The organism is Pseudarthrobacter sp. NS4 (assembly GCF_024758005.1).
Lineage (GTDB): Bacteria > Actinomycetota > Actinomycetes > Actinomycetales > Micrococcaceae > Arthrobacter.
Genome location: NZ_CP103288.1, coordinates 1,210,433 through 1,237,236, shown reverse-complemented (window position 1 = coordinate 1,237,236; position 26,804 = coordinate 1,210,433). Strand labels below are relative to the sequence as shown.

The 26,804-nt window shown below is 65.8% G+C and carries 27 protein-coding genes and 1 pseudogene; 13 read left to right on the top strand and 15 right to left on the bottom strand.

All coding sequences use genetic code 11. The features are described from left to right. The first annotated feature begins 66 nt into the window (after positions 1-66). Entirely contained in the window at positions 67-513 is a 447-nt protein-coding gene (locus tag NXY83_RS05840; protein ID WP_258805135.1) for a hypothetical protein, read from the top strand. A 133-nt stretch (positions 514-646) separates the two neighbouring features. Here the strand turns inward: NXY83_RS05840 and NXY83_RS21015 are convergent. The 5 genes and pseudogenes from NXY83_RS21015 to NXY83_RS05820 all read right to left on the bottom strand — a co-directional run. Beyond that, a pseudogene (locus NXY83_RS21015) lies at positions 647-791 on the bottom strand (MFS transporter); the annotation flags it as partial. Between the two features lie 12 nt (positions 792-803). Next, positions 804-1,433 (bottom strand): hypothetical protein, encoded by a 630-nt coding sequence (locus NXY83_RS05835; RefSeq protein WP_258805134.1) that lies wholly within the window; start codon positions 1,431-1,433, stop codon positions 804-806. Between the two features lie 2 nt (positions 1,434-1,435). After that, on the bottom strand, positions 1,436-1,873 hold the full coding sequence (locus tag NXY83_RS05830; RefSeq protein ID WP_258805133.1) for a nuclear transport factor 2 family protein: 438 nt from the start codon (positions 1,871-1,873) through the stop codon (positions 1,436-1,438). Positions 1,874-2,037: 164 nt separating this feature from the next. Further along, on the bottom strand, positions 2,038-3,039 hold the full coding sequence (locus NXY83_RS05825) for a nucleoside hydrolase (protein WP_258805132.1): 1,002 nt from the start codon (positions 3,037-3,039) through the stop codon (positions 2,038-2,040). A gap of 34 nt (positions 3,040-3,073) precedes the next feature. Continuing rightward, complete coding sequence (locus NXY83_RS05820) at positions 3,074-4,516, bottom strand: MFS transporter (RefSeq protein ID WP_258805131.1); 1,443 nt, start codon at positions 4,514-4,516, stop codon at positions 3,074-3,076. A 142-nt stretch (positions 4,517-4,658) separates the two neighbouring features. On the opposite strand from NXY83_RS05820, the gene NXY83_RS05815 reads away from it, so the two are divergent. Both NXY83_RS05815 and NXY83_RS05810 read left to right on the top strand, forming a co-directional pair. Then, positions 4,659-5,525: a ribokinase gene (locus NXY83_RS05815; RefSeq protein ID WP_258805130.1), complete on the top strand. Its 867-nt coding sequence runs from the start codon at positions 4,659-4,661 to the stop codon at positions 5,523-5,525. Continuing rightward, complete coding sequence (locus NXY83_RS05810; RefSeq protein WP_258805129.1) at positions 5,522-6,037, top strand: GNAT family N-acetyltransferase; 516 nt, start codon at positions 5,522-5,524, stop codon at positions 6,035-6,037. The genes NXY83_RS05815 and NXY83_RS05810 overlap by 4 nt, the downstream gene beginning before the upstream one ends. 33 nt (positions 6,038-6,070) lie before the next feature. On the opposite strand, the gene NXY83_RS05805 is transcribed toward NXY83_RS05810, so the two are convergent. Then, positions 6,071-6,346, bottom strand: coding sequence for a hypothetical protein (locus tag NXY83_RS05805; protein WP_258805128.1), 276 nt, complete (start codon positions 6,344-6,346; stop codon positions 6,071-6,073). A 342-nt stretch (positions 6,347-6,688) separates the two neighbouring features. Between NXY83_RS05805 and NXY83_RS05800 the strand changes: the two genes are divergently transcribed. The 9 genes from NXY83_RS05800 (at position 6,689) to NXY83_RS05760 (ending at position 16,370) form a co-directional block, all read left to right on the top strand. Then, entirely contained in the window at positions 6,689-7,414 is a 726-nt protein-coding gene (locus NXY83_RS05800) for a hemerythrin domain-containing protein (RefSeq protein ID WP_258805126.1), read from the top strand. 8 nt (positions 7,415-7,422) lie between these two features. Then, positions 7,423-7,626 carry a hypothetical protein gene (locus NXY83_RS05795; RefSeq protein ID WP_258805125.1) on the top strand — a complete coding sequence of 68 codons (204 nt, stop codon included), beginning with the start codon at positions 7,423-7,425 and terminating at the stop codon, positions 7,624-7,626. Between the two features lie 168 nt (positions 7,627-7,794). Continuing rightward, positions 7,795-8,244 (top strand): DUF4383 domain-containing protein, encoded by a 450-nt coding sequence (locus NXY83_RS05790; protein WP_258805124.1) that lies wholly within the window; start codon positions 7,795-7,797, stop codon positions 8,242-8,244. A gap of 293 nt (positions 8,245-8,537) precedes the next feature. Next, a complete protein-coding gene (locus NXY83_RS05785; RefSeq protein WP_258805123.1) occupies positions 8,538-9,980 on the top strand; it encodes a DUF3375 domain-containing protein in 1,443 nt (480 codons plus the stop codon). Then, the gene (locus tag NXY83_RS05780) at positions 9,977-10,621 is read left to right on the top strand and encodes a DUF4194 domain-containing protein (RefSeq protein ID WP_258805122.1); all 645 of its coding nucleotides are present in this window, start codon (positions 9,977-9,979) and stop codon (positions 10,619-10,621) included. The genes NXY83_RS05785 and NXY83_RS05780 overlap by 4 nt, the downstream gene beginning before the upstream one ends. Beyond that, positions 10,618-14,040, top strand: coding sequence for an ATP-binding protein (locus tag NXY83_RS05775; protein ID WP_258805121.1), 3,423 nt, complete (start codon positions 10,618-10,620; stop codon positions 14,038-14,040). The genes NXY83_RS05780 and NXY83_RS05775 overlap by 4 nt, the downstream gene beginning before the upstream one ends. Positions 14,041-14,043: 3 nt before the next feature. Further along, positions 14,044-15,273 carry a Wadjet anti-phage system protein JetD domain-containing protein gene (locus NXY83_RS05770; RefSeq protein WP_309484123.1) on the top strand — a complete coding sequence of 410 codons (1,230 nt, stop codon included), beginning with the start codon at positions 14,044-14,046 and terminating at the stop codon, positions 15,271-15,273. A gap of 195 nt (positions 15,274-15,468) precedes the next feature. Continuing rightward, on the top strand, positions 15,469-15,945 hold the full coding sequence (locus tag NXY83_RS05765) for an HNH endonuclease (protein WP_258805120.1): 477 nt from the start codon (positions 15,469-15,471) through the stop codon (positions 15,943-15,945). A 77-nt stretch (positions 15,946-16,022) separates the two neighbouring features. Then, entirely contained in the window at positions 16,023-16,370 is a 348-nt protein-coding gene (locus NXY83_RS05760) for a PH domain-containing protein (RefSeq protein WP_258806078.1), read from the top strand. Positions 16,371-16,455: 85 nt separating this feature from the next. Here NXY83_RS05760 and NXY83_RS05755 read toward each other — a convergent pair whose 3' ends face one another. The 9 genes from NXY83_RS05755 to NXY83_RS05715 all read right to left on the bottom strand — a co-directional run bounded on the left by NXY83_RS05755 (position 16,456) and on the right by NXY83_RS05715 (position 24,145). Continuing rightward, on the bottom strand, positions 16,456-16,782 hold the full coding sequence (locus NXY83_RS05755) for a type II toxin-antitoxin system PemK/MazF family toxin (protein WP_258805119.1): 327 nt from the start codon (positions 16,780-16,782) through the stop codon (positions 16,456-16,458). After that, positions 16,779-16,982 carry an antitoxin MazE family protein gene (locus tag NXY83_RS05750; protein WP_258805118.1) on the bottom strand — a complete coding sequence of 68 codons (204 nt, stop codon included), beginning with the start codon at positions 16,980-16,982 and terminating at the stop codon, positions 16,779-16,781. The genes NXY83_RS05755 and NXY83_RS05750 overlap by 4 nt, the downstream gene beginning before the upstream one ends. Positions 16,983-17,117: 135 nt before the next feature. After that, positions 17,118-17,879: an HpcH/HpaI aldolase family protein gene (locus tag NXY83_RS05745; RefSeq protein WP_258805117.1), complete on the bottom strand. Its 762-nt coding sequence runs from the start codon at positions 17,877-17,879 to the stop codon at positions 17,118-17,120. Positions 17,880-17,948: 69 nt separating this feature from the next. Next, positions 17,949-18,926, bottom strand: coding sequence for an aldo/keto reductase (locus tag NXY83_RS05740; RefSeq protein ID WP_258805116.1), 978 nt, complete (start codon positions 18,924-18,926; stop codon positions 17,949-17,951). Continuing rightward, complete coding sequence (locus NXY83_RS05735; protein ID WP_258805114.1) at positions 18,926-19,822, bottom strand: ATP-binding cassette domain-containing protein; 897 nt, start codon at positions 19,820-19,822, stop codon at positions 18,926-18,928. The genes NXY83_RS05740 and NXY83_RS05735 overlap by 1 nt, the downstream gene beginning before the upstream one ends. Beyond that, complete coding sequence (locus NXY83_RS05730; RefSeq protein WP_258805113.1) at positions 19,819-20,667, bottom strand: ABC transporter ATP-binding protein; 849 nt, start codon at positions 20,665-20,667, stop codon at positions 19,819-19,821. The genes NXY83_RS05735 and NXY83_RS05730 overlap by 4 nt, the downstream gene beginning before the upstream one ends. Then, positions 20,664-21,584, bottom strand: coding sequence for an ABC transporter permease (locus NXY83_RS05725; RefSeq protein ID WP_258805112.1), 921 nt, complete (start codon positions 21,582-21,584; stop codon positions 20,664-20,666). The genes NXY83_RS05730 and NXY83_RS05725 overlap by 4 nt, the downstream gene beginning before the upstream one ends. Continuing rightward, positions 21,581-22,516: an ABC transporter permease gene (locus NXY83_RS05720; RefSeq protein ID WP_104185496.1), complete on the bottom strand. Its 936-nt coding sequence runs from the start codon at positions 22,514-22,516 to the stop codon at positions 21,581-21,583. Before NXY83_RS05720 ends, NXY83_RS05725 begins: the two co-directional genes overlap by 4 nt. Positions 22,517-22,519: 3 nt before the next feature. Next, positions 22,520-24,145 carry an ABC transporter substrate-binding protein gene (locus NXY83_RS05715; protein ID WP_258805111.1) on the bottom strand — a complete coding sequence of 542 codons (1,626 nt, stop codon included), beginning with the start codon at positions 24,143-24,145 and terminating at the stop codon, positions 22,520-22,522. 190 nt (positions 24,146-24,335) lie between these two features. Between NXY83_RS05715 and pdxA the strand changes: the two genes are divergently transcribed. Next, positions 24,336-26,738: a 4-hydroxythreonine-4-phosphate dehydrogenase PdxA gene (pdxA, locus tag NXY83_RS05710; RefSeq protein WP_258805110.1), complete on the top strand. Its 2,403-nt coding sequence runs from the start codon at positions 24,336-24,338 to the stop codon at positions 26,736-26,738. The last annotated feature ends 66 nt before the right edge of the window (positions 26,739-26,804 follow it).

The window sequence follows — 26,804 nt, the reverse complement described above, 5'->3', positions numbered from 1 at the left end:
TCACCATGCAACCCGCGAGACGCTTTAGCCTGCACCTTTGAGGGACAGCACCTCCCGGGAGCAACCATGAAGCCGATCAACGTCTCCGCCCATTTTCGCCAACCCCCGGACCCGGTCTGGGACTTCATTTTCGGCGACCGCCTCAGACAGGCGGTCGCTGCTTCCAGACTGCTTGAGATCGAGGGCTATGAGCTTCGGCCGGATGGCACACCCCGCTACACGATGGTCATGAAAGCTGGCCCCCTCCGCATACGGAGCGTCTCCGACTACTTCGTCTATGACCGACCCAGGAAGACGGTCAACAGGATCATCGGCGGGTTGTTCGACGGCGGGACAGCCTACGTAGACCTTCGCCCTGAAGGTGTGGGGACATTGGTAGAAATGCGCGTCGAGCTGATGCCTCCCAATCTTCGCAAAAGGCTGGCGCTGGCCTTGTCCCGCCCCCTGTTGGTGCCAACGCTCACAGCGGAGCTAGGTCGCTGGGCGTCCGCGGCCGACCGGTCGGGCCAATGACCTGCACAGTGCACTGCAGCTATCGCTGGACGTGACCACGACGTCTGTCCTGGAGGCATCGCACCGGCAGTCGCTGTTGGCGTCTTCTTCGCCGGCGCCGCGGGCGCTTGGGGGAAGGAGCCGACGCTTGGGGGAAGGAGCCGTTGTAAAAGATACCAAGGGCCGCGACCGATCAGCACCGCGGCCTGGATGCCGGAGAAGGTTGCGGCAGCGATGGCACAGGCGAGGCTCAGGCCGGTGCCGGCGCGAAGGGTCTTGATCCAGCCGCGGCGGCAGGCACCGTCCCGGATTTACATCACTCTCGCAACAGGTGGCCTAAGACGAGGCTGATCACGAAACCAGGTATGACGCCCGACCAGCAGCAGAAGCGCTGCGGCGCCCACGGCCATTGAAAATGACAGGAGCAGAACGCCGGCACTGATCGCCAGAAGCAGGATACCTTCGACCTTATCTACCCGGGGTGGCGCTAACCGTAGACCGCTTGCAACCAGCAGGCTCAGGAGCAGCGCGATCGCACCAATCACGAAAGTCAGCCCGAACCAGCGCAGCCTCAGGTAGTCCTCCAGGAAGTTGGAAACCGAGACGACTACTGCGGCGATGCCGGCTACGCGGGCCGCAACCCAACTCATCTTTGCCGCCCGGCCGGGCAGATAATCATGTGTTGCCCAAAAGCTCCCAAGGGCCAACAGTGTGGCTCCAAGGAACAGCATCGCCACAGAAAGCAGCGCCACGGCAGTGTATTCGAGCGGAGTCTCCGGACTCCAGTACCTGATTTCCCCCAAGGCATTCAGCGCGGCCCGTGCTCCGAAGGCGAAGCCAGCAAGAGCAGCAGCAGCGACGAATTGCGGTCGGGCCAGCGCGACTCCGGTGAAGTATTGATTGGTATATCTTCGTCCCTGAGGAGAGTCCTTTTCCGACAAGGTCAGCCCTCCAACAGATCGGGCCGGTGGTCGCGGTCCGGCCGCAATCCCGACAAGCTCTGTACGGCTTCCTCGATACTTACGTTTTCACGCTCCACGTCCTCCAGATAGAGCCGGGCGGCGGTGATTTGACCGTTCTTAATCTCAAAGAGCCCCACTCCGCGGACCCGGAAGTCCTGGCCGTCAACGCGATTTCCTGACCAGGACCACTCGCTCCAAGTGGTGCCGCCGTCATCCACGGAACGGATCAGTTCAGCGCGGAAATCGGGAATGCCTGCGAACATCGCCTTCCAATTGGCGTGCATTTGTGCGCGTCCAACAAAGGCCCTGCCGGGGTGGGCTGGTTGTTCGCTTCGGTAGTGCTCGTGGAAAAGCGCCGCTGCCGCTTCGAGGTCGTGGTCATTCAGTGCGGCCGCCAACTTGTCCACAACGTCGCCCATCAGCCCATCCTTCAGAGTTCAGGCGTCGTACGCGCTCTCCCCGCGCCTGGGCCTTCGCATCACTGAGGTTAAGTCTCTGCCGCCCGGGGCCGGGGCGCAACGCTCAATCCTGTTCTCGTGACCACACCCTGCAGGACGGCGGTCGCCGCCAAGAAAGGTGGGACTCAGGCCACCGCCGGCACCTGCTGCACTCCCGCCGTCGCGCCTTCCGGGAAGCCGAGCAGCGTTTCCACCAGGTGCGGCGCAAAGTCCTGTTCCAGCGAGAGCACCACGCGGCACCGCGCGCCCTTGACGGGCGGGTAGCCCATGTAGGAGCCGCGCATGTCGCAGATGGTCTGCCCGCGGCCGGGCCCGTCGGAGGTGTCGACGGCGGCCCGGACCACGGGTGCAACAGACGCCTTAACCCCGCCCACCGCGAGCGCCGCCGCCAGCGGATCGTGCATGGCGGAGCAGGGCCGTCCGAAGATGCCCTCGTAGAACCGGAAGTAGTAGCCCAGCATTTCCCCCAGCGCCCGCGGCACCGGCGAAGAAGACACCAGCAGCTGCTGCCGGTGCCGCTCCTCCAGGACAGACGTCATGGTCACGTCCAGCGGCACCAGGGTCACGTCCCAGTCGGCGGCGAGCACCAGGGCGGCGGCCTCGGGGTCGTTGAAGATATTGGCCTCGGCCACCGGCGTGATGTTCCCCGGAGCCAGGGCGGCCCCGCCCATCACAGTGACCGACTCCACCAGCGACGGCAAGGAAGGTTCCAGCCGGAGCGCTTCGGCGATGTTGGTCAGCGGGCCGATGGCGAGCACCCGCAGCGTTCCCGGGTAGGTACGGGCGAGCCGGACCAGCATCTCCGCCGCGGACTCCCCCACAAGGGAAACAGCCGCCGTCGTCAGCGACACCCCGCCGATCCCGTTCTCGCCGTGCACCCAAGGCGCCCCGCCACCGAACGAACCGGCGAGGGGGTCATGCGCGCCGAGCGCCACGGGGATGTGTGCGTGGCCGGCGAGCTGGAGCAGGTCCAGGGTGTTGCGGGCGCCGGCGGCGGCGCTGACGTTGCCGCTGACGGTTCCAATGCCCTTCACGCAAGCAAGAGGAGAGGCCAGCAGGTAGGCCAGGGCGAGGGCGTCGTCGATCCCGGTGTCGCAGTCCAGGTAGAACGGGGAGGGCGTGGTCATGGCGGTGGTTCTCTTTCGGTTGAAGCGGGGGTGATCAGACGGTCTCGCCCTTGGGGGCGGCGACGAAGAGGCTGACGAGGAAGGCGGCGGCGGTGATGGCCACCGAAATCCAGAGGGCGGTGGCGTACCCGGCGGACGTGGCCTGGGCGGCGAACGGCGCCACGAGGACGACGCCGAGGCTCGCCCCGATACCGAAGGAGGCACCGTTGATGCCGGGCAGGGCGGCCGGGGCTTCCTTGGGTGAGAGGAGCACCGAGAGTCCGTTGATGGCGGTCAGGAAGAAGCCGTTGTAGAAGATGCCCAGGGCTGCGACGGCGATCAGCACCGCCGTTTGGTTCTCCGAGAACGTGGCGGCGGCGATGGCGCAGGCCAGGCTCAGCCCTGTGCCGATGCGGAGAGTTTTGATCCAGCCGCGGCGGTCGGCCAGCCAGCCAGCCAATGGTGCGGCGAAGACGCCGATGAGCGCGGCCGGGGTGAGGAACAGCAGGGCGGAGATGGAGGCGGTCAGCCCGAAGCCGCCGTCGGGGTCCTGGCTGAGCAGCACCACGGTGAAGTTGATGATGGCGAAGATGCCGGCCAGGGTGAGGACGGTGGTGGCTATGACTGGCCAGACCTGGCGGGAGCGCAGGTGGTGGACGGCGATCAGTGGGTGGCTGCGCCGTTTTTCGATCGTCCAGAAGGCGGCGAAGGATGCGATGGTGCCGGCGAGCAGCGCGAGCGTGCCGGGTGCGGTCCAGCCGGCGGCCGAACCGCCGGAGACGAAGTAGGTGATGAAGACCAAGAACACGGACAGGGATCCGGCGCCCCACCAGTCCATGGCGCCGCGCACGCCCTGAGGCCGGCCGGCAGGGACGATCCTGATGATGCAGGCGGCGGCGATGGCGGTGAGGACCAGGACGACGACGAAGATGGACCGGAAGCCGAGGGTCTCGGCCATGAGCCCGCCCACGTAGCCGTCCACGCCGCCCACTCCCCCGTTAATGGCGGCGATGATGCCCACGGAGGTGCCGAAGACTTTGGCATGCAGGTTTTCGCTGAGCACGATGTAGGCGAGCGCGAAGACGGCGCTGGAGACGCCCTGCAGGAACCGGCCGGTCACCAGCAGCGGCAGCGTGGGGGCGGTGATGCACAGGATGGTGCCGGCGCCCATGATGCCGAGGACCAGGAGCAGGGCGGCGCGGCGGCCGATGAAGTCGCTCCACCGGCCGATCACGGGTCCGGCGATGGCGCCGGCCAGGAAGAACATGGACTGGACGGGGGCGGCGCTCTCGGCACCCTGGCCGAACTCGGCGGCGATCTGCGGCAGTGCAGGGGTGACCATGCTGGCGTTGAGCTGGAAGGACAGGACGCCGAGCAGCAGGGTGGAGATCAGCAGGGCGGCGCGGCGGCCGGCGAATTTAGCCGGGTCACTAGGAAGTACGACGGCGGATGCGGCTTCCGCGGTAGGCGCGGCGGCCGCCGGGGTTGGGGTGTTCACATCAAACTCCTTTGTTCTGCAGGCGGATCCTGCCTTTGGGATGTGAGTTGTTATACAACCATGTATGACGCACAAGTACAACCATGCCGTACACTATTTCTGAATCCGGCCGCTTCCGGCCCCACCCCCGTTAGGACTTCCCATGAGCAATCGACTTCCTGTCGCCGTCGTCGGCAGCATCAACCTGGATCTGATCGCTACCGCCGAGCGGCTCCCCACTGCGGGCGAAACCATCGGCGGCGCCGTGCTTTCCGAACAGCCCGGCGGCAAAGGCGCGAACCAGGCCGCGGCAGCAGCTCGGCTGGGCGGCAATGTCCGGATGATTGGGGCTGTGGGCAGCGACGGGCAGGGGCAGCGGATGCTGGCTGCCCTGGCTGGTGCCGGCGTCGATACCACTGACGTGGGCGTCCTGCCCGAACCCACGGGGACGGCACTGATCGTGGTGGACGGCGACGGCGAGAACCAGATTGTGGTGTGCCCGGGCGCGAACTCGGGCCTGTCCCTGGACAGGGTGGAGTTCGGTCCGGAGGAGACGGTGCTGTGCCAACTGGAGGTGGGCCTGCCCGTGGTGCTGGAAGCTGCCCGGCGATCGAAGGGCTACTTCGTGCTGAACGCGGCGCCGGCCATGGATCTGCCGGCGGAGCTGCTGGAGCGCTGCGACCTGGTGATCGTCAACGAGAGCGAGTACGCCCTGATCCCGGCCCTCGCCGAGGCGAAGCTGGTGGCGGTGACGTATGGCGGGGACGGCTCGGCGATGTTCGTGCACGGCACGAAGGTGGCCGGGGCGCCGTCGGCTGCCGTGACGGTGGCGAACACCGTGGGGGCCGGTGACGCGTTCTGCGCCGCCCTGGTCCTGGGGCTGCGGAGTGGCCTGGACTACGAGCGGGCGCTTGCGGTGGCCAACGCGGTTGGGGCGGATGCAGTGGGAGATCCGTCCTCCCAGCCGGAGTTGGCACAGCTGGGCCATTACGTCGGGCGGACCGCGGCTGCCCTGGACGGCACACGGTGAGTGTCGCGCTGAGGAGGGCGGCGCCGTCGGACTTTCCCGACGTCCGCCGGATCACCCGCGACGCTTACCTCCGCGCCGGCCATTTTTCAGCGGACCACCCGTACATGAGCGTGCTGGAAGACGTGGAACACCGTGCCGAGCACGCGCAGGTGTGGGTGGCGGAGGCCGCCGGGCAGGTGGTGGCGGCGGTGACGCTGACGTTCGCCGGCCAGCCGTACAGCGAGATCGCCGAGGACGGCGAGCTGGAGTTCCGGATGCTCGCGGTGGACCCGGCGTGCCAGGGCTGCGGCGTGGGCCGTGAAGTGGTGCGCAAGGTGGTGGAGCATGCCCGGCAACTGGCCGGCATCGAGGCGATCAGCATTACCAGCGCCACGTTTATGGAACGCGCCCATGCCCTGTATGAGTCCTTGGGTTTCCGGCGCGCGCCGGAGCGGGACTGGTACGTGCCGGGCGAGGACGTGCTGCTGTGGGTGTTCCGGCTGGAGCTGCAGCCCGGTGATATGGCGATGTGACACGAGCGCTTGCTGACCTGCCGAAGGGCCCCCTTACCGTTCGGCAGTGCGGCGCTTTCGTCCGGCCAACCCGAGCAAAGCCATGGCACCAGGCAGGGCAAGAGCTGAGGCTATGCGCGGGGTGGTCTCCCTGTCCGGGTGCCGGAGGGACTCCCGGGTGGCACGCTCCCCCAGGATGCCTGAGATGTAGGCGGCGCCCAGCAGCCCAACCGCCCGCCGCAGCCAAGGGCGCGGCCGGGCAAGCAGCAGAACGGTACCTGCCGCATGGGCGCCCAATAAAGGCCACGGGGCGGACAGCCCGCTGCCCATAGTCCACATGTCACGCGCGACATTTTCGGGCTTTCCTTGCCGAAAGGGAAGCTCGTAGGGGATCCGATCGCGAATGGCTTTGCGAGCTCCCGCAAGCTGGACAATCAACTGCACTAACGAAACTGAGGCCAGGACTTTCATCATCGATCCTCTCCAGGGCCACGGCCGGGACGAAGAGCGTAACGCTGCACCGGGATGAGGGCAATCCCTGCTCGCTGGCCCTGCCGGACACCGGCACGCCCCCACCGGGCTCGGCCCGTCATTGTGCGCCTTCAGGGCCAGCGGTACCATGCTGCCGGGGAGAGGTCCAGGTCACAGTGATTAGCGTTAGGGGCTATCCAAATGACTGATTTCTTCACCATGCAGCCCGGCGAGACCGCAGCGCCTTTGCCACCGGGACCCGTCCTCTGCACGGGAACGGCCGGCATGCGGCGCATCCACCGCTTTTTCCTGTGGGCGTACGACGAGGCACCGGGACTGGTCCGTTCCGCTGCAGCAGGCGACACCGCCCGCGCCGCGTACGTGGGCGAAGTGCTGGGGAACTTCGACAAGGTGCTCCATTTACACCACGAGGGCGAGGACCAGAGCATGTACCCGCAGCTCGCGGAAAGGGCACCGGCGTGTGCGTTGCACGTAGCGCAAATGCTTGCGCAGCACCGGCAGGTGACGGACCGGCTCCAGGGCATCGAGCCGGTCCGCCTTCGCTGGATGGAGACGGCAGACGCAGAAACTGGCCGGGAACTCGCTGAGCGCTACGAGGACTTAAAGGCCGTCCTCAACGTTCACCTGCGCCGCGAAGTCACGGAGGTGATGCCCGTGGTGGACAGGGTGCTGACCGAGAAGGAAATGCAGGAAGCCGGGAAGCACGGGATCGATCAGCTCGACAAGAAGTTCCTGGTGGGCTACCTCGGGATGGTGTTGTCCACAAATCCACGCCAAGACCAGAAGGAAATGTTCAAGGAGATCCCCCCGCCGGTCCGCTTTGCGTACCGCCTCGTGGGACGCCGGATGTTTCGGAAACAGTACGCGACGCTCTTCCCTGGGCGCCCGATTCCCGAAACACTCTAGAGAGGATCATGCTGCTCCTCATCCCTCAAGCGCATCACGACGGCGGGCGGCCGGTAGAAATGGTGCGGGAGGTTATCAGCATCACCAGCACCATGTTTATGGAACGCGCCCACAGCCTCTATAAGTCCCTGGGCTTCCGGCGCGCGCCGGAGCGGGACTGGTACGTGCCGGGCGAGGACATGTTGCTGTGGGTGTTCCGGCTGGAGCTGTAACGCACGACGGCGGCCTCCCCGCTGGCGCCACTGTCCAAAGAACGTGGAACTATTTCGGCAATACACCCATCCGAACTGCGGTAACGCCCGAATAGCAGGCATAACCCTTTGGGTCGGGAGGTCAAAACTTGCGGCCCATAAACACCTATCGCATTTCAGGAGATCACCATGACCACACACACAAGCGCCGGAACGGCAGCCCGCACCAACGTCCAGAAAGCATCGATGGCTGTCGGAGCCGTGTTCCTGCTGGTCGGCGTCCTGGGCTTCGTCCCGGGCATCACGGCCAACTTCGACCAGCTCCACTTCGCGGGCCACCACTCCGAGGCCCTGCTGCTGGGCCTCTTCCAGGTCTCGGTCCTGCACAACATCGTCCACCTGCTGTTCGGCGTTGCCGGCATCGCCCTGGCCAAGACCGCAGCCGGCGCCCGTTCCTTCCTCCTCTACGGCGGCATCATCTACCTGGTGCTCTTCGTCTACGGCCTCGTAATCCCCCAGGATTCGGCCGGCAACTTCGTCCCGCTGAACGGCTTTGACAACATCCTGCACCTGCTGCTCGGCATCGGCATGGTGGCCCTGGCACTGGTCCTCACCAAGGGCCACAAGGCCCGCGCCTAAGCTGTTTTACCGCGGCGGCAATCCCGCCGCGCCAGCATCACACCGATGGCCCCGAGTGCAGCTTCCGCTGCCCTCGGTGCCATTGCCATGGGGGCCAACACCGGCACGACAGCGGGAGGCACCATTTGCACGCCTAGCACCGCGGCAACGCTGCACGCCCGCATTGGCTGGCTTCACACCGGCGCGTAATCCAGAGGAAATTCGCTCTGCTCGTCGAGCTTTGTCCGAGGCAACGTGTAGCTTAGGCGTGTTTAGGCTTACCGCACCGTTGCTCTACATTCGCCCGAGGACCCATGGATTTCTACGCCATCAATTCGCTGCGCGAGAGCCACCCGGGGTGGTCACTGCTCCGTGCCCAGAACGCCACGTTGGCCCTGACGTTTTTCATGGCCGCCTTCACCGGGCCCAACCAGCGCAACCTGGGCCGGCAGGAGCTCATTGATGTCCTGGATGACGTGCTGTTCGGCCTCCGTGACAGTGAAGGCGAGGACAGATTCCCCCGGCCCGCGGGCGAGTACCTGGATGACTGGGCCGCCGACGAGCGCAAATGGCTGCGGAAGTACTACGTCCCAGGCGAGGACGAGCCACACTACGACCTGACTGCTGCCGCAGAGGACGTGGTCCGCTGGGTGGAGACCCTGCGCGGCCGGGACTTCGTTGCCACGCAGTCGCGGCTGACCAGCATCTTCGCCGTGCTCAAGCAGCTTGTGCAGCAGTCGGAAACAGATCCCGAGGTTCGGCTCGCGGAGCTGCAGCGCCAGAGGGACGGAATCGATGCCGAGATGCAGCGTATCCGGGATGGCAACATCCGCGTGATGACAGCACCGGAAGCGCTGGACCACCTCCAGCAGCTCACCGCCTTAGCCAGGGACCTCCTGTCAGATTTCCGCGAGGTCGAGCAGAACTTCCGCAAACTGGACCGCCAGGTTCGGGAGCAGATTGCCACGTGGGTCGGCACTCAGGGCGAGCTCCTGGAATCGATCTTCGCCAACCAGCAGGACATCAGCAGCTCCCTTCAGGGCCGTACCTTCCAGGGTTTCTGGGACTATCTCATGTCCCCGCAGCTGCGCAGCGAACTGCAGGACCTGCTCCAGCGCGCCACCCGGATCGAAGCCCTCGCCAACAGCGACAGCCTGCATGCCCTGGCCAACCTGCACCAGGACTGGCTGCCCGCCGTCGAGCAAACCCAAGCAACGGTCCGCCAGCTCTCCCAGCAGATGCGCCGGCTGCTCGATGACAAGGTGTTCCTGGAGAACAAGCGCGTCATGCAGCTGATCCGGAGCATCGAAGTGGCCGCGCTGGGCACCCGGGAGGCACCGCCCTCGGGCGCTTTCATGGAGATCGAGGCGCCGTCCGTGGACGTGGTGCTGCCGTTCGAACGTCCGCTGTACGAGCCCAGCCGCAAAGTGATGGTGGACGACACAGTGGAGAACGCCGAGGACACGGACGTGGACCCGGCGGCCCTGTTCAACCAGTTCTTCGTGGACAAGGAACGCCTGCGGGCCAATATTGACGCCGTCCTGGCCGAGGCGGACCAGGCAACCCTCGCCGAGATCACCGAGACGTATCCGCTCTCCCAGGGGCTGGCTGAGGTGGTGGCGTACTACCAGCTGGCCACCGAATCGGACTGGGCCACCATCAACCCGGAGCAGCCCCAGCAGCTGTCCTGGCAACTGCCGGACGGTACCGTCCGCGAAGCCATCATCGAACAGATCATCTTCGGAAGGCCGGCATGAACCCTGCCAGCACTGACTCGGACACCCGCACACCGGAGGAGCTGCCCGCCGTCGTCACGCGCCTCTTCAAAGGCGTGCTGTATGCCGAAAACGACGAAAAGGTGTGGCAGTCGTTGCTGGGCCTGACCTCGCACGTGCGCGACTACGTCTCCGTGCTGGGCCTGGACCTCATCCTGGACGAAGCCGAGGGTTACGCGTTCCTGCGCTCAAAGGAGGATCCGGACGGAACGCTCCCCCGGCTCGTCGCCCGCCGCACGCTGACGTTCAACGTCAGCCTGCTGCTGGCCCTGCTCCGCCGGCGGATGATGGAGTTCGACATCAACAGCAGCGAGGTCCGGCTCATCATGACGGACCAGGACATCGCGGACATGGTCTCGGTGTTCCTGCCGGAGTCCAGCAATGAAGCCAAGGTCCTGGACCGGCTGGGAACCGACATCAAGAAGGTGGTGGAGCTCGGCTTCCTGCGCAGGCTTAAGGGACAGGCGGACGCCTACGAGGTGGCCCGGATCCTCAAGGCGTATGTGGACGCGCAGTGGCTGGAGGAGTTCGACGCGCGGCTGGCGGATTACCGTGCAACGCTCGCCGGGGAGCCGCTGGCCGGCGAGCGCCGGGCAGCAGCGGACGTTGGGGAGGAGAAGTGACGGCGGACCTGGGCACGGACCTGCAGGAGAGCCTGTTCGGCCTGGACGATGCGGCAGCCGACGGCGGGACTCCCCCGGGATTCCGGCTGCACCGTTTGGAGTTGCTCAACTGGGGCACGTTCCACCAGGGCGTGCGCACGTTCCGGTTGAACGGGGCGAACAGCCTGCTCACCGGCGACATCGGCTCCGGGAAGTCGACCGTGGTGGATGCCATCACCACGCTGCTGCTGCCGGCGCACAAGATCGAGTACAACAAAGCGGCGGGAGCGCAGAAGAAGGAACGCTCGCTGACCTCGTACGTCCGGGGCTTCCACAAGAGCGCCCGGAGCTCCGGTGGCGAGTACTCCAGGCCCGTGGCGCTGCGTGGGACCGGGCAGCTGACCGTCGTGCTCGGGGTTTTCCACAACGCCGTGCTGGGCAAGTCGGTCACTCTTGCCATCACGCTGTGGGCCACGCAGGAGGCCGGGACTCCCAACCGGTTCTACTCGCTGGCGGAGGTGGAGCAGTCAATTGCGGCGGACTTCAGCAACTTTGGGCAGGACCCGCTGAAGCTGAAAAAGAAACTCCGGGCCGCCGGGGCGTCCGTCCATGACTCCTTTGATCAGTACTCAGCCGCGTTCAGGCGGCAATTCGGGATCAGTGGCAACCAGGCCATGGAGCTGTTCCACCGCACGGAGTCCATGAAGCAGGTGGAGAACATCACCTCGTTCGTGCGCAGCAACATGCTGGAGGAGGACGACGTTGCCGCGCGGATCATCAACTTGATGCACCATTTCGAGGACCTGAAGAAAGCCCACGACGCCGTCCTCACCGCCAAGGACCAGATCGCGCTGCTGACGCCCATCAAGGAAGGCGCCGCCCAGCATGCGAAGCTCAGCGCCGAGGATGAACTGGCCCGGAAACAGCGGGACCAGCTGCACCCTTGGTTCACGGACCGGAAGCTGCGGCTGAGCCTGGAGCACCAGGGCGAGCTGGAGCGGACGGGCGTGCGGCTGCAGGAGGATTGGGACCAGCTGAACCGGGGGATTAAACAACTGCGTCGGGACCTGGCCGGGGTAGAAGAGGACATCCGCACCAACGGCGGCGGCAGGCTGGCGGCGATCGACGCCGATGTTGCCGCCCTGGCTGCCAAGTCGGGTGAGCAGCGGCAGCGGTTCGAGGCCTACACCGCCGCCGCTGCGGGGCTGGGCCTGCAGGCGCCGGAGGATCGGGTCCTGTTTGATGCCAACCGGGCACGCCTCGCGGAGGTGGAGCAGGACCTGGCCCGCAGATCGGACGCGTTGCAGGAGGACCGCACCACCCTGTCCATCCAGCAGTCCGAGCTCAGGACAAAGGCCGCTGGAATCGTCGCCGAGCTGACCAGCCTGCAAGCCCGGCGCAACCTGATCCCGCTCCCCCAGCTGGACATCCGCCGTCGGCTCTGTGAAGGCACCGGGATCCGGGACACGGAGCTGCCTTATGTTGGCGAGCTGCTCAAGGTCCGCGACGGCGAGGCCGTCTGGGAGGGCGCCGCGGAACGGACACTGCGCGGATTCGCACTCTCGCTCCTGGTGCCCTCGGAACACTATGCCGCGGTCAGCACCTGGGTGGACGCCAACAACCTGCGCGGCCGCCTGGTGTACGTGCGGGTCGGCGATTCGCACGCGCCCAGAGCTGCAGAATCCGGGACACTGGCGGCGAAGATTGCCATCAAGCAGGGCACCCCGTTCCGGGATTTCCTGCAGGATGAGCTCAGCAGCAGGTACGACTACTTCTGCTGCGGGAACCTGGCAGATTTCCGGCGCTATCCCAAGGCTCTGACGGCCAACGGCCAGCTCAAGGGCGGCCGCGGCCGGCACGAGAAGGACGACCGCAAGGACCTTGCTGACCGCCGCAACTACGTACTGGGCTGGGACAACCATGACAAGATCTCCGGGTTCCGCGCTGAACAGGACGAGATCCAGGGCAAGCTGAAGGTGGTGGCGGGGCAGCTGGACCGGGTCAACCGGGAGCTGGGGGCGCTTGGCCGGTACAACCAGCAGTTGGGCATCGTCCGCTCCGTCAGCGAGTTCGGTGAGATTAGTTGGCAGGCCACGGCCCGCAGCATTGAGGACCTCAAGGCGGAGAAGCGCGCCCTGGAGACCACCAGCGACGTCCTGCAGCAGCTGATGGCCAAACAACGGCAGGTCACGGACGAGCTGGAGCGGCTGGAGGACAGGGCGGGCAAGCTGCAGCAACGCCTCGGCGCCAACGCGAAGGACGCGCGGGACATCGCCGAGGCGATCGAGGAGTGCCGGGCAGTCCTGGCTGATACGCCGGTGACGGACGACGGCGCGGTGCTGGCCGCCGTCGGGCACCTCGCCGATGCGGCACTCGGCGACAAGCCGCTCACGTACAAGAACACCGGCAACGTGGAGAGCACCGTACGGAGCGGCCTTACGGACCGGATTGACGCCCTGTCCAAGCGGATTGCCAGGGCGGCTGAAAGCACGGTCCGGCAGATGGCCGACTTCCGCAACAAGTACCGGAACGAGACCACTGACTTCGACGCATCGCTGGAGGCTGCGGCGGACTACAACCGGCTGCTGGAGCAGCTGGTGGGCAACGACCTGCCGCGGTTCGAGGACCAGTTCAAGGATCTGCTGAATCAGAACACCATCCGCGAGGTGGTGGCCTTCAACGCGTACCTGGACAGCCGGCGGCAGAACATCATTGAGCGGATCGGCGAGATCAACCAGTCCCTGGCGGGCATCCCGTACAACCCGGGACGGCACATCCAGCTGGAGCAGCAGGCCACGTCGGACCAGGATGTCCGGGAGTTCGGCAGCGACCTGCGGGCATGCTCGGAGGGGACCATCGGCGACGAGGACCAGTACTCGGAGCAGAAGTACCTTCAGGTGGAGCGGCTGATCGACCGGTTCCGCGGCCGGGAAGGCCTCACTGACCTGGACCGAAGGTGGACCGCGAAGGTGACGGATGTGCGGAACTGGTTCACATTCTCGGCCTCGGAGAAGTGGACGGAAACCGGCGAGGAGTACGAACACTTCACGGATTCAGGCGGCAAGTCCGGCGGGCAGAAGGAGAAACTGGCCTACACCATCCTTGCCGCGGCGCTGGCGTTCCAGTTCGGGCTGGGGTCCGGCAAGGGGGCGGGCAGGAATGCCGGCAGCGGCCGGAGCTTCCGCTTCGTGGTCATCGATGAGGCGTTCGGCCGCGGCTCCGACGAGTCAGCCCGGTACGGTCTGGAGCTGTTCCAGCGGATGAAGCTGCAGCTGCTGATCGTCACTCCCCTGCAGAAGATCCACGTGATTGAGCCCTTCGTTTCGCACGTAGGTTTCGTGGCCAACACCAACGGCGACGATTCGCAGCTGCGCAACATGACCATCCAGGAGTACCGCGACGAGAAGGACCGGCACGAAAAGGCACGGAATGGGGGCTGAATCGTGGACCACGCTGGCGGGGCTGTGCGGTCGCTGTCCTTGAAGGCGTGGACTAGTGGCGCGCTGCTCAGGGAGCTTTTGGAGCCATCCGGTGCCTATCCGCGGCGGCGCCCGTTAAAGCGTCCGACGGCGGCGGTGCTGTTGAGCGATTACGCGGCGGTCCGTGAGTGGGCTTCTGAGCTTGCTGCCGGGGCGGCCGCCTATTCGTTGGAGACGGTGGAGGTGGGGCGGCGAACTGTTGGTACCAACCGGATTCCGGCGGCTGCGGTTTTTGTCAGTGTGGAAGATGAAATTTCCTTTGTTGGGAAGGCCCGGGAGGCCGCGGTTTTTCGGTCCCTCGCTGCGGGTCTTGGCGAGATGCATCCGCTGCTCGTGGGGTGGGCCTCGCGGCGCCCGTTGAAACTGCTGGAGCTGGGTCAGGATGCCTTGACGGCGGCGCGCGTGGCGTTGTGGCTGCGGGACAACCCGGCGCCGGGAATCTACGTGCGGCAGTTGGGTTTGCCCGGAGTGCACACCAAGTTCATTGAGCGGCACCGGCAGGTCATTGACCAGATGCTGGCCGCCGTTACCCCGGACTCCGGGCCAGGCGAAGCGGGGCATGTCTACCTTGCCTCGGAAGAGGCTATCGAGACGGATGGTGCCCTTGAAGACGGTGCGGGTCGCACTCCCGCCGGCCGCTTTGCCCAGCGGCATGGTTTCCTGCACCCGCCGGAGCTGGTCCGGTTCCGGCTGCTGGACCCGCAAGCTGAGCTGTTCGGGGGCGCGCGGGACATCACTGTCACCGCTGAGGCCTTTAGTTCCTTGTGTCTGCCGGTGGAGAAGGTGATTTCCACGGAGAACCAGGTTAACTTCCTTGCCCTGCCTGAGCAGCCGGGCGCGCTGGTGCTATACGGCGGCGGCTACGGGTTTTCTTCGCTGCGGGATGCTGCATGGCTGCGTGAGTGCCGGGTCCTTTATTGGGGTGACATCGATACGCACGGTTTTCGTATCCTGGACCAGCTTCGCGCAGTTCATCCGCACGTGGAGAGTGTGCTGATGGATGAGGAGACGCTGCTGGCGCATCGCGAGGCTTGGGGCAAGGAATCAGCTCCATCGCGGGCGGCGCTCACGCGGCTGACGTCGGCTGAGGCGGCGCTCTACAAAGCGCTTGGAAACGACACCTTCGGAACTAATGTCCGCCTTGAACAGGAATTGATCAACTGGGCCTGGGCAACCAAGCACCTTGGTGGTTGAGCCCATCGATACCAAGCCCCGCAGATCGCGACTGTACGATCTATTTAGACCTAAGACGGTGGCGTCACGGTCTGCCGACGAGTTGGGGGACCGCCGAATGCCTGAACTAAAGCGCATCTACTGGACACGCAGAGGCCTTCGCCTCGCGTTTACGGCCGCCATGGTGTGGCTGTTCGGCTCGGCCATTTTTCGCTCATGTCGCAGGCGGACTTGGACGCCGGTTCCGGACCGTCTACGGCAGCCGGGGTTTTCCGCTCCATGGTGGACGACGTGCTTGGTGCGGTGATGCTCCTCGGCGTGATCGCCGTCGTCCTCATCATTGCCGCGGCCGTCATTAACGCACGGGACGTTCGACGGCGGGATACAGTGCGTCGCTTCACCCGCCAGCAGCGCCGCGAAGGGATGGCCCGGGCAGGCGGCCAGTGCGGGATGGAGACCGCGTTTCGGAGCCGCTGTTCCCGCCCCGCCGAGCACGGTGACCATTTCTACCCCTGGTCCAAGGGTGGATCCACGAGCCTGCAAAATTTCGTTGCCGCTTGCAGCAGATGCAACCGTGCCAAGGGTGCCCGCACAGCCTCCCCTGGCCAGCAGGAACGGCTGGAACGGCGACGGCGGACTTATATCAGCCCTGACGGCGCCGTAGCAGTGGGCGAACGGCAGCCACTTCCCTAGCCTGATCTAAGCACTTGACACCGAGATGTTCCAACGAAAAGGAGATCCCCTTGGAAGCAGCAGCAGTAACAACCTGGATGTTCGTCGAGGAATGCCCCATTCCCAATGACGTGATGGAACTGATGGTTGCTGGTGAACAGCCCGTGGCGGCTTACCGGACCTTCCGCGACAGCGCCATCTTCACCACCAAGCGCATGATCGTCCGCGACGCCCAGGGCATCACGGGAAAGAAGGTTGAGGTTTACTCGCTGCCCTACTCCGCTATCAATATGTGGTCTTCTGAAAATGCCGGAAAGTTCGACCTCGATGCGGAGCTTGAACTATGGACCAGGGCCGGATACATCAAGATCAAGGTGGGCAAGAAGGCCGACATCCGGCGCCTCGACATGCTGATTGCGCACTCGGTCCTCGGCACGCAGCATTAAGGTTGCATGGCTGAGTAACCGCCTCTGACGTTGTATCTCTGGCTGGTTTCGACGGGCTCAACTACTGGCGGCTGGGAAGCGTCGGTCAACTCCCCAGCCCCAGGAAGACGGCAAGGGATTGTTCGACGGCTGCCATCGTCTTGGCATCTACTTGCCCTACCCGCTGCCCAAGATTGGCACGCCGTACGGTGGTCAATTTGTCCACCATGATCTGGCTTTCGCGCTCCAGTCCTGTGAGGTCACCTGGCTCAACCGTTAACCTCAATATCGGGGCGTCGGTCAGTTGGGACGTCAGCGGCAAAAGAGTGACTGACTCCGACGCCTCAAACAGGTCGTCCTGGATGATCAGCGCTGGCCGGGGCTTTTGTGCATAAATTCCGCCTGAGACTGTCCACAGCTCGCCTCGATTCACTCCGGCCAGTCTTCCGAGATCTCCTCGATAAAGTCCTGGTCGTCGGCAGCCCGGTCTGCGGCAGCAACAGCCAGTGCCTGCCGCCGCGCTTCACGCTTGAACTCCTCTGTACGGATGTCCGGCACCCACATCTGAATCTGCCGTAGGCCACGCTCACGCATAGCAATCCGGTGCCGTGCAACGCGGTCCCTGACACTCATAATCCATTGTTACATGTAACGGCAGTTGTGGCCCGGGAGGTGAGAGAGGGCTCGTGGAAATGATGCAGGAAATGCGAGAGCGTCGCCGAAAACCAGCATTAAGTGAGAGAGCGTTTGGGGGTGTCCCCGCCGCGGCTACTCACCGCGGGCTGTGGACAGGTGACTCGCCGCTGCGATCTCAAGGTGCGTCAGGTCCGATGCCACCGTGACGAAGGTGAAGCCCTCGGCGATGCGCTGACGGGCGATCTCGCCGCTGGCCGTGTGGATGGCTGCAATCACGCCCGCGGCTTCGGCCGCCTCGCGAATGGTGACCAGCGCGGCGTTGAACTCCGCGGCAACATCCGGATCATTGGGGAACTTGCCGCCCACTGCCAGGCAGAGATCCGAAGGCCCGGTGTACACGCCGTCGATCCCGGGAACAGCGCAGATCTCCTTGACGTTGGCCAGGCCTTCAGGCGTCTCGATCATGGCCAGGCACAGCACGGTGGCGTCCGCTTCGGCAGGCTTGGGTCCGATCCGGAGTGCGGACCGCATGGGGCCGTAGGACCGCATGCCGTGCGGCGGGTAGCGAACGGCCCGGACCGCGGCGGCAGCTTCCTCGGCGTTGTTGACCAGCGGCACAATGACACCGGCCGCACCCGCATCCAGCGCCTGCCCGATGAACGCGGCATTGTTGGATGGAACTCGGACGATCCCGGCAGCCCCGGCGGCATCAATCGCCATCAGGCCGTGCAGCCAGCCGGAGTACCCCATGAGGCCGTGCTGCGCGTCGAGCGCCACGTAGTCGTAGCCCAGCCGCGCCACCCGCTCGGTGGACACGGGCGAGTCAAGGACCACCCAGTATCCGATGACGGGTTCATTGGCTCGGGCTTTTGCGGCAAACGATGCGGCACTCATGGGACGTCCTCTTCAGTTCAGGCAATGCGGGGAGACTATCCCGCGGATCAGTTGGTAAGGGCAGGAGGGTCAGCGGTTGTACTTGGGCATCGGCCCGTGGATTTCTGCAGCCACGGCATCACATGCCGCCACAACATCCTCCGGCAAAGGCCCCTTGGCAGCCGCGGCGATATTGGCCTGCAACTGCTCAACCTTGGAGCCGCCCAGCAGGATGGATCCCACGCCCGGCTTGCTCAGCAGCCAGCGGAACGACAGCTCCGGCAGGGGCAACCCGGCGCCGTCGGCAATGTCACCCAACTGGCGAACCGCCTCGAACAGCCGGGGGTCCCAGTAGCGCTGCTTGTACATCTCGGCGAGCCTGGAATTCCCGAACCGGCCCTCCGTGGGCGACTCGTTAAAGGAGTGCTTCCCGGTCAGCAGCCCACCACCCAAGGGGTTGTAGACCATGGTCAGCAGACCGGTCTGCTCAGCGAATTCCAGGTACTCGTCCTCGACCCGGGTGGCCAGCAGGTTGTACAGCTGCTGGGCCACCACCGGACGGGGCACGACGGCGGCATCGGCCGCTGCGTTCAACTCACCAATCTGCCAGGCGGCGAAGTTGGACACGCCCCAGGCGCGGATCTTGCCGTCACGGATCAGCTGCCCGACGGCGGCGAGCGTCTCCGTGAGCGGCGCTTTCCGGTCCGGCTGGTGGAGATAGAAGAGGTCCACCCGGTCCGTCGCCAGCCGCCGGAGGCTGCCTTCAACCGACAAACGCAGCCCCTCCCCGGACAGGGGAGAGTGCTCGCCGGCGTCGGGGTGCGGCATCCCGGCCTTCGAGGCGAGGATGACGGCGTCACGGTGCGCGGGCAGGAGCTTGGCCAGGATTTCCTCGCTGGCACCCCCGGCGTACCCGTTGGCCGTATCCACCACGGTGATTCCGGCGTCGAGCGCTGCTGCCAGCATGTCCGCTGCCACCTCTTCGGGCGCCGTGTCCCCGAACGTCATGGCGCCCAGCGCCAGCTGCGAAATGGGAAGCTCCAGGCCTGCCACGTTGGTTCCCTGCATCAAACTGCTTCCTCCATCAGTACGGGTCCGCCCTGCGGCGCCACCTTGTTCAGTCTCGAGACCAGCTCCCGGGGCTTGCGTCCGGTCATGGTCAACGGGTCAAGCGCCGCGGCCCGGAGCGCGCGGGTGTAGGGGTCGCGCGGCCTGCTCAGCACCTGTTCGGTAGGACCCTGTTCCACAATCTTCCCCTTGGACATCACCACCACGTGGCTGCTGCTTTCCCTCACCACACCAAGATTGTGGCTGATCATCAAGTAGGTCAGCCCGCGGTCCCGCTGGATGTCCGCCAGGAGATCCAGCACCTGCGCCTGGACCGAGACGTCCAAAGCGCTGGTGGCTTCATCGCAGACCAGCAGTTCCGGTTTCGAGGCCAAAGCCCGGGCGATGCCGATGCGCTGCCGCTGTCCGCCGGAAAATTCGGCGGGGCGCCGGCCCAGAGCCGAGGATGGTAGCCCCACCTGGTCGATCAGCTTGGCCGCTTCCGCCCGGCGTTCCTTCCCCGAGCGGATGCCCCGCAGGGTCAGCGGCTCGGCCACGATGTCCTCCGCCGTCAGGTGCGGGTCCAGCGAACCGTAGGGATCCTGGAAAACCATCTGCACCTTTGACCGGAGCGGGCGCAGCTGCCGCGCCGGCATCCGGGCGATGTCCTGGCCGTTGAGCAGGATCTCCCCCGAGGTTGGCGTCAGCAGCCGGACGATTGCCTTGGCAATGGTGGATTTGCCGCAGCCCGACTCCCCCACGATGGCCACGGTACTGCCGCGCGGGACGTCGAAGCTCACGTCGTTTACGGCCCGGAAGCTGCTGCGGTGCACGGCGTAGTCCACGGTGAGATTCCGGACGGACAGCACCAGGTCCTCCCCGGCAACACCAACCGCAGTGTCCAACTGGGAACTCATGAGCGCGCTCCGTCCAGGCTTGCCTGCGTGGGATCCTGCGCAGCGTGCGGTTCGCCGTCCCAGTGGCCCAGCTTTGGCACTGCTGCCAGGAGCTTCTTGGTGTACTCCGTCTGCGGATTTTCCACGATCTGCTCCACTTCGCCGCTTTCCACGAACCTGCCGTCCTTCATCACATGGATCCGGTCCGAGACCAACCGGGCCACGCCCAGGTCGTGCGTGATCATCAGGATGGCCACCTGGGTCCGTTCCTGCAGTTCCAGCAGAAGGTCCAGGATTCCCGCCTGCACCGTGACATCCAGTGCGCTGGTCGGCTCGTCCGCCACCAGCAGGACGGGGTCGACGGCGAGCGCCATGGCAATCAGGACGCGCTGCAGCATCCCGCCGGAAAGCTGGTGCGGGTACTTCTTCAGCTGCACCGCCGGTTCCGGGATGCGGACCTGCTCCAACAGTTCAACGGAGCGCCGGGCCACGTCCGCCTTCGAGGCGGAGCCTTTCCGGAGGATCGCTTCGCCCAGCTGCCGGCCGATGGTGTGCACCGGGGACAGCGCGGTCATGGCGTCCTGCGGGATCAGTGCCACGGACCGGCCGCGGAGCTTCGCGAACTTCTTCGGCTCAGTCACCACGTCCACACCGTCCAGCATGGCGTGGCCGGAGATGACGGCGAGGTCGTCCGGCAGGAGTCTCGTGAGGCCCATCGCCGTCGTACTCTTGCCGGACCCGGACTCACCGATAATGGTGACGGTCTGCCCGGCGTCGATGGAGAAGGTGATGCCGTCCACGGCGCGGATCACGCCGGCGGTGGTCATCAGTTCAACCGACAGGTCACGAACCTCCAGGACGCTCATGCGGTTGCTCCCTTCCGGCGGCGTACGCGGTCCCGCAGGCCGTCGGCCAACAGGTTGACCCCCACCACCAGGGTGGCGATCACGGCCCCGGGAAGGGTGACGATCCACCAGGAGGTGGTGATGAAGTCCTGGCCGTCGGAGATGATCCGGCCCCAGGTTGCGAAGGGCCGCTGCGGGCCGGCGCCCAGGAAGCTCAGCGCGCTTTCCATCAGCACGGCCGTCGCTAGGAGCAGCAGGACCACCACGATCACCTGGTTGATGACGTTGGGGATGATGTGCTTCACCAGCGTGGTGAGCTGGGGCAGGCCCAGGACCTTGGCGGCCTGCACATAGGGCTTTTCGCGTTCCACCAGCACCAGCGAACGCGTGAGGCGGGCCGGTTCCGGCCACTGGGCAATGGCGATCACGAAGGTGATCACCGGGACGGAGGGGCCGAACAGGGCCACCACCAGCAGGAGCATCATGAGCAGCGGCAGCGAGAGCTGCGCCTCGATCAGGCGGGAGACGACGGCGTCCACCCACCCGCCAAAGAAGCCGGCCAAGGCGCCCAGCACCACGCCCACGATCCCCGAAATGACGACGGCAAGCACGCCGATGGTGAGCGACACCTGGCCGCCGTGCAGCACCCGGGAGAGGATGTCCCGGCCCAGCTGGTCGGTGCCGAACAGGTGGCCTTCGCTCAGCGGCGGCAGGAAGCGGGAGGTGATGGCCTGGGCGTCGACGTCGGGCAGCGGCAGCACCTGCGCCAGGACGATGGGCAGGACCACGACGGCGGTGAGGAAGCCTCCCAGCACCATCTTCACCTTCGCCGAGCGCTCACGCCGCGCCGCGGAGGAGCGGCGAAGCAGCTGCTTGGTGACCGCCGTCGGACGCTTCATTGCCTGGGCGGCGAGCGGGATTTCGTTGATGGTACTCATGCCACGGACACCTTTCCGAGCCGGACCCGGGGATCCAGCAGCGGGTAGCACAGATCGATCAGCAACTGGACGCCCACGGCGAGGACTGCGGTCACCAGAACCGTGGCCTGGATCAGCGGGTAGTCGCGGGTTTCCAGTGCCCTGACCACCAGGGAGCCGAGGCCGGGCCAGTTGAACACCACTTCCACTACCACCACGCCGTTGAGCATGCCAGCGAACCGGGTGCCCAACGCGGTGAGGATGGGGATGGAGGAGTTGCGCATGGCGTAGGCCCACGTCAGCTTCTGCTCGCCGGTGCCGCGTGCCCGGGCCACTGTCAGGTACGGGGCGGCCATGTTGGTGCCCACCTCCCTGCGGACCATGCGAGACACGAGAGCGATCTGCAGGATGGCCACCGTTGCCACCGGCAGCACCACCCCTGACCAGCTGGTGAAGCCGGAGGACGGGAAGATCGGGAACACCACTGCGAACAGGGTCAGCAGCATGATGCCGATCCAGAAGTCCGGCATGGACTGCCCGGCGATGGTCAGCACGTTGACGCCGAGCTCCCGTTTGGTGTCGGCCCGCTTGGCCATCCAGACGCCCAGCGGGATCGCCACCACGATGGCCAGCAGGATGGCGAGCACGGCCAGGAAAATGGTGTTGGGAAGGCGTGACATCACCACTTCCAGGGCTGGTGCCTGGAAGGAGTAGGACTTGCCGATGTTGCCGGCTCCGAGGTCCCGAAGGAAGATGCCGTACTGGGTCAGCAGGGGTTCGTTGAGCCCCATGGAGATCCGGATTTTTTCGAGGTCTCCGGTGGAGGCCAGCGGCCCGGCCAGGGCATAGGCCGGGTCGCCGGGAGCCATCCGGATCAGGACAAAGACTGTGGACACGGTCAGGAAGATCGTGAGCAGGCTCTGCCCCAACCGCTTGGAGACGTAGGTGAGCATTGGCTAGCCGTTCACCGTAACTGTAGACACCTGGTAGGAGTTGGTGGGCCGCAGCTCGATGCCCTCCACCCGGGTCCGGCGGGCCAGCACGGCGTTGGGGATGAAGGCCCACATGCAGGGCCACTGGGCCCAGATGTCCTTCTGGACCGAGGTGAGCAGCTCGGTGCTCTTGGCCTGGTCCGTTTCGGAGGTGGCGGTGATGATCTTGCTGCTGATCTCAGGGAAAACGAAGCCGTGGTAGGTGTCCCGGGTGGCTTCCTTCTCCGCGGTGCCGGCGTACATGCCCTGCAGGTTGGTAAGGGCCAGGCCGGTCTGGTTTCCGTAGCCGTTGCCCAGGATGTCCCAGTCGCCCGCCTTGCCCTGGCGCCAGGAGGAGATATCCCCGCCCGGCTGGAACTGCTGCAGCTCGGCGGTCACCCCGATCTCCTTCATCATTTCCACCAGCGCCTCCATGATGGACACGTCAGCGGCGAACTCGCCGGTTTCCCAGATCACCTTGACGGCCAGGTTGGAGACGCCCAGGTCCGCCAGCATGGACTTGGCCTTGGCGGGATCGTACTTGTACTCGCCGGTTTCCACCGCGCCGGCCAGGGTCTGCGGGACAACGCCCTTGGCCGAGGTGACGGTGCCGCCCAGGATGCCGTCCACCACTGACTTGCTGTCGAACCCGTAGGAGAGGGCCTCGCGGACCTTGGGGTCTGACATCGGGCTGTCGGCAGGCTTGCGGAAGTTGTAGAAGAGCTGGTTGTAGCGGGTGCCGGTGACGGATTCGATCTCAATGCCGTCAACGGTCTTCAGCTGTGCCACCGAGTCCGGGGTGATGGAGTCGATGACGTCCACTTCACCGGAGCGAAGGGCCACCACGCGGCTGGACTCCTCGGACATGAACCGGACATTGATCTCGTTGACGGAAGGCTTCTCGCCCCAGTAGTTCTCGTTGACGACCAGCTTGTAGGTGCCGGTGCCGCGGTCCGCGGAGGCCACCTTGTAGGGGCCGGTGCCCACGCCTTCCTGAAGCTCTTCGGGCTTGTTGGCCGCCGCCGGGGTGATCAGGATGTTGGACATCAGCGTATTCAGCACCGGCAGCGGGGCCTTGGTGTCCAGGGTGAAGGTCAGTTCGTCCTTCTTGTTGACGGTGGGCCATTCCGGGAACTGAGGCGCCAGGAAGGAGCCGTTGACCTGGCTGTACATCTCCAGCGCCTTGGCCACGTCCTCCACGGCAACGCTGGTACCGTCCGAGTACTTGATGTCATCGCGCAGCTTGACGGTCCACTGCGTGGGACTGGTCAGTTCGAAGCTTTCGGCCAGGACATTGCGCGGCTTGAGGTCGTCCCCGATCTCCGTCAGTGCCTGGCGGACTGCGCGCTGGACGGTGACGGCGGCGTCGAACTGGTTGAGTTTGTTGTCCAGGCTCACCAGCGAGCGGTTCAGTCCCAGGGTGAGGGTGCTGGAGCCGGTGGCTCCTCCACCCGGAGCGCTTGGGGCCACGCAGGCCGTGACGGCGGGGGCCAGCACGGCGCCCGCTCCGGCCAGGGCGCCCCAACGGAGGAGGGAACGCCGGGAGAGGGAACGCTGTGCCACTTCGCCGAGGAATCCGCTGCCGCCGGCAACGCTGTCCGTTCGAGTCATCTTTGACCTCCAAGTAAGGGGCCGGCTCCTGCCGGCCGAGGCGTTGCATCCTGCTGATACTGGCGCCGCGGTTGTTACTCCGATCACAATGCCATGATTGCGTGAAGTGCGCAAGTAAGTTAGCGTGTTTTGTGCAGGACCGACTATCCAGACCCGGCACCACTTTCAGCCAACGCCAAAGGAGGCAGCGATGCACCGCATTCTGGCCATTGCTGATGATCTCTCAGGCGCGGCTGAGACTGCCGCTGCCCTGTTGAGGGCGCCATTCTTGATCAAACCCTGTGCGCAAAGTGCGCAAAGTGGGAGTACTGCCCCGGGAAAAGCCGACGACGGCGCCCCGCGGGTTTTCCTGCTCCCCCACCTTCCTGAGGAGCTTGGGTCAGCCCTGGAGCGGGTCACGCCCGGCGCCGACCTTGTGGTGCTGGACACGGATAACCGGGCGTTTCCGGCCGAGGCGGCGGCGATCCGTCTGCGCAAGGTCCTGGACTCACCGGCGGCTGGGGATAGTGCCACGCTTGTTTTCCTCAAGGTCGACTCCCTGCTCCGCGGCCCCGTGGCTTCCCAGCTTTCAATCCTCGCTGAGGGCGGTCCCGTGATTCTCGCTCCTGCGCTGCCGCCGCTGGGCCGGAGCACCAGCAACGGCGTGATCCATCACCAGGGCGTTCCGCTGCATGAGACCTCACTGTGGCATGCCGAACCCACAGCTCCAGCGGAAAGCATCGCTGCCGCCCTGCATCCCCTGCCCACGGTACTGGTGGATCTGGCTACGGTGCGCAGCGGCTCCGAACTCCTCAGCGCCGCACTCCAGGAAGCCAGCGCAAGCCCTAACCCAGTGGTAATCTGCGATGCGGAAACGTCCGCCGACCTGGACGCGATTGCCACCGCAGCCCTCAACATTCCGGGCCTCCGGTTCGCCGGCGCTTCAGCCCTGGGAGCCGCGCTGGCACGGACCGCCGGCCAGGCACCCAAGGCAGGCGCCGCCGTCGTACGTTCCTCTCCCGGCGAGCGCAATACCAAAGGCTTTCCCCTGCTAGTGGTTGGCTCGGCGTCGGGCCCGGCACGGGAGCAGCTGCAGGCACTCGCCAACGACGGCGTCCCTGTGATCACCCTCTCGCCGGCAGATCTGCTCGCTGGAACTGCCGGGCTGGCTCCGCTGGCGAAGGCCCTCACGTCGGGCGCCGCGGCGGTGACAGTGGATGCGTCCGCGGTGGATCCGGCGTCGTCGTCCCGGATCGCCGCGGCACTAGCAAGGTCAGTCGCGCCCCTCGCAAAGGACCGGCCGCTGATCCTCACCGGCGGGGAAACGGCGCGGTCAGTGCTGGACGCCCTGGGCGTGCAGGAGCTGAGCGTGCTCGGCGACATCGAACACGGCGCCGTCCTGTCCCTCACCCCCACTGGAGACCCGGTGGTGACCCGCCCCGGAAGCTTCGGCGACAGCAACAGCCTCCGCACCATCCTGGCTGCATTGGCCAACTACCCCAAACTACGCGCGGTGCCGGACCTCTCCCCCGCCGCACGCTTCCCCCTGACGACGGCGCCCCGGCCGTCCCTGCCCGGAATAGGACTCCCCATGAACAACACTGATTCCTCGGAACTCCCCTACGTGGCCGTGACCATGGGAGACGGCGCCGGGGTGGGGCCGGAGGTAGTGGTGGCTGCCGTGCTGGATCCGCAGAGCAACGCCGAGTGCCGGCCCGTGGTGATTGGCGACGCGCTGCGCCTGCGCCAGGCCGCGGACGTCCTGGGGATCCAAGCGGACATCCAGAGCATCGAGAACGTGGAGGACGCGGTGTTCACGCCGGGCCGGGTGAACGTGATCGACCTGGCGCTGCTGCCGGAGGACCTGCCGTGGGGGCAGCTCTCCCCCGTGGCGGGGCACGCCGCGTATGAGTACATCCGGGTGGCCAGCGAGCTGGCGATGGCCGGGAAGGTGCAGGCCATCTGCACCGCGCCGCTGAACAAGGAGGCGCTGCATTCGGCCGGGCACATCTTCCCGGGGCACACCGAGCTGCTGGCGCATCTGACGGGCACGGAGGAAGTGTCCATGATGCTCTCCACGCCCAAGATCCGGGTGATCCACGTGACCACGCACATCGGTCTGGTGGACGCGATCCGCAAGATCAACCCGGACCTGGTGGAGCGCACCATCCGCCGCGGCCACGAGGCGCTGGTCCGCGCTGGCATCCCGAACCCGAAGATCGGGGTGTGCGCCATCAACCCGCACGCGGGTGAAAACGGCCTGTTCGGGCAGGGCGAGGAAGCGGAGAAGATCGAGCCGGGCGTGAAGGCCGCGCAGGCTGCCGGCATCAACGCGGCGGGCCCGCTGCCGGCGGACACGCTGTTCTTCCTGGCCGGCCGGGGCGACTACGACCTGGTGGTGGCCATGTACCACGATCAGGGGCACGGGCCGGTGAAGGTGCTGGGCATCGAGGCCGGCGTGAACATCACGGTGGGCCTGCCGGTGATCCGCACGTCCGTGGACCACGGCACCGCCTTCGACATCGCCGGCAAGGCGATCGCGGATTCCCGGTCCATGGTGGAGGCGCTGCACCAGGCGGCGGAGATGGCCACCCGGCCTGCCGTGGCCGTGTAGGCGTTGCTGCGGGGACTGGGCGGGGGCCGGAACTAGCATGGTTATCACTGCCACGGGAAGGAGGCC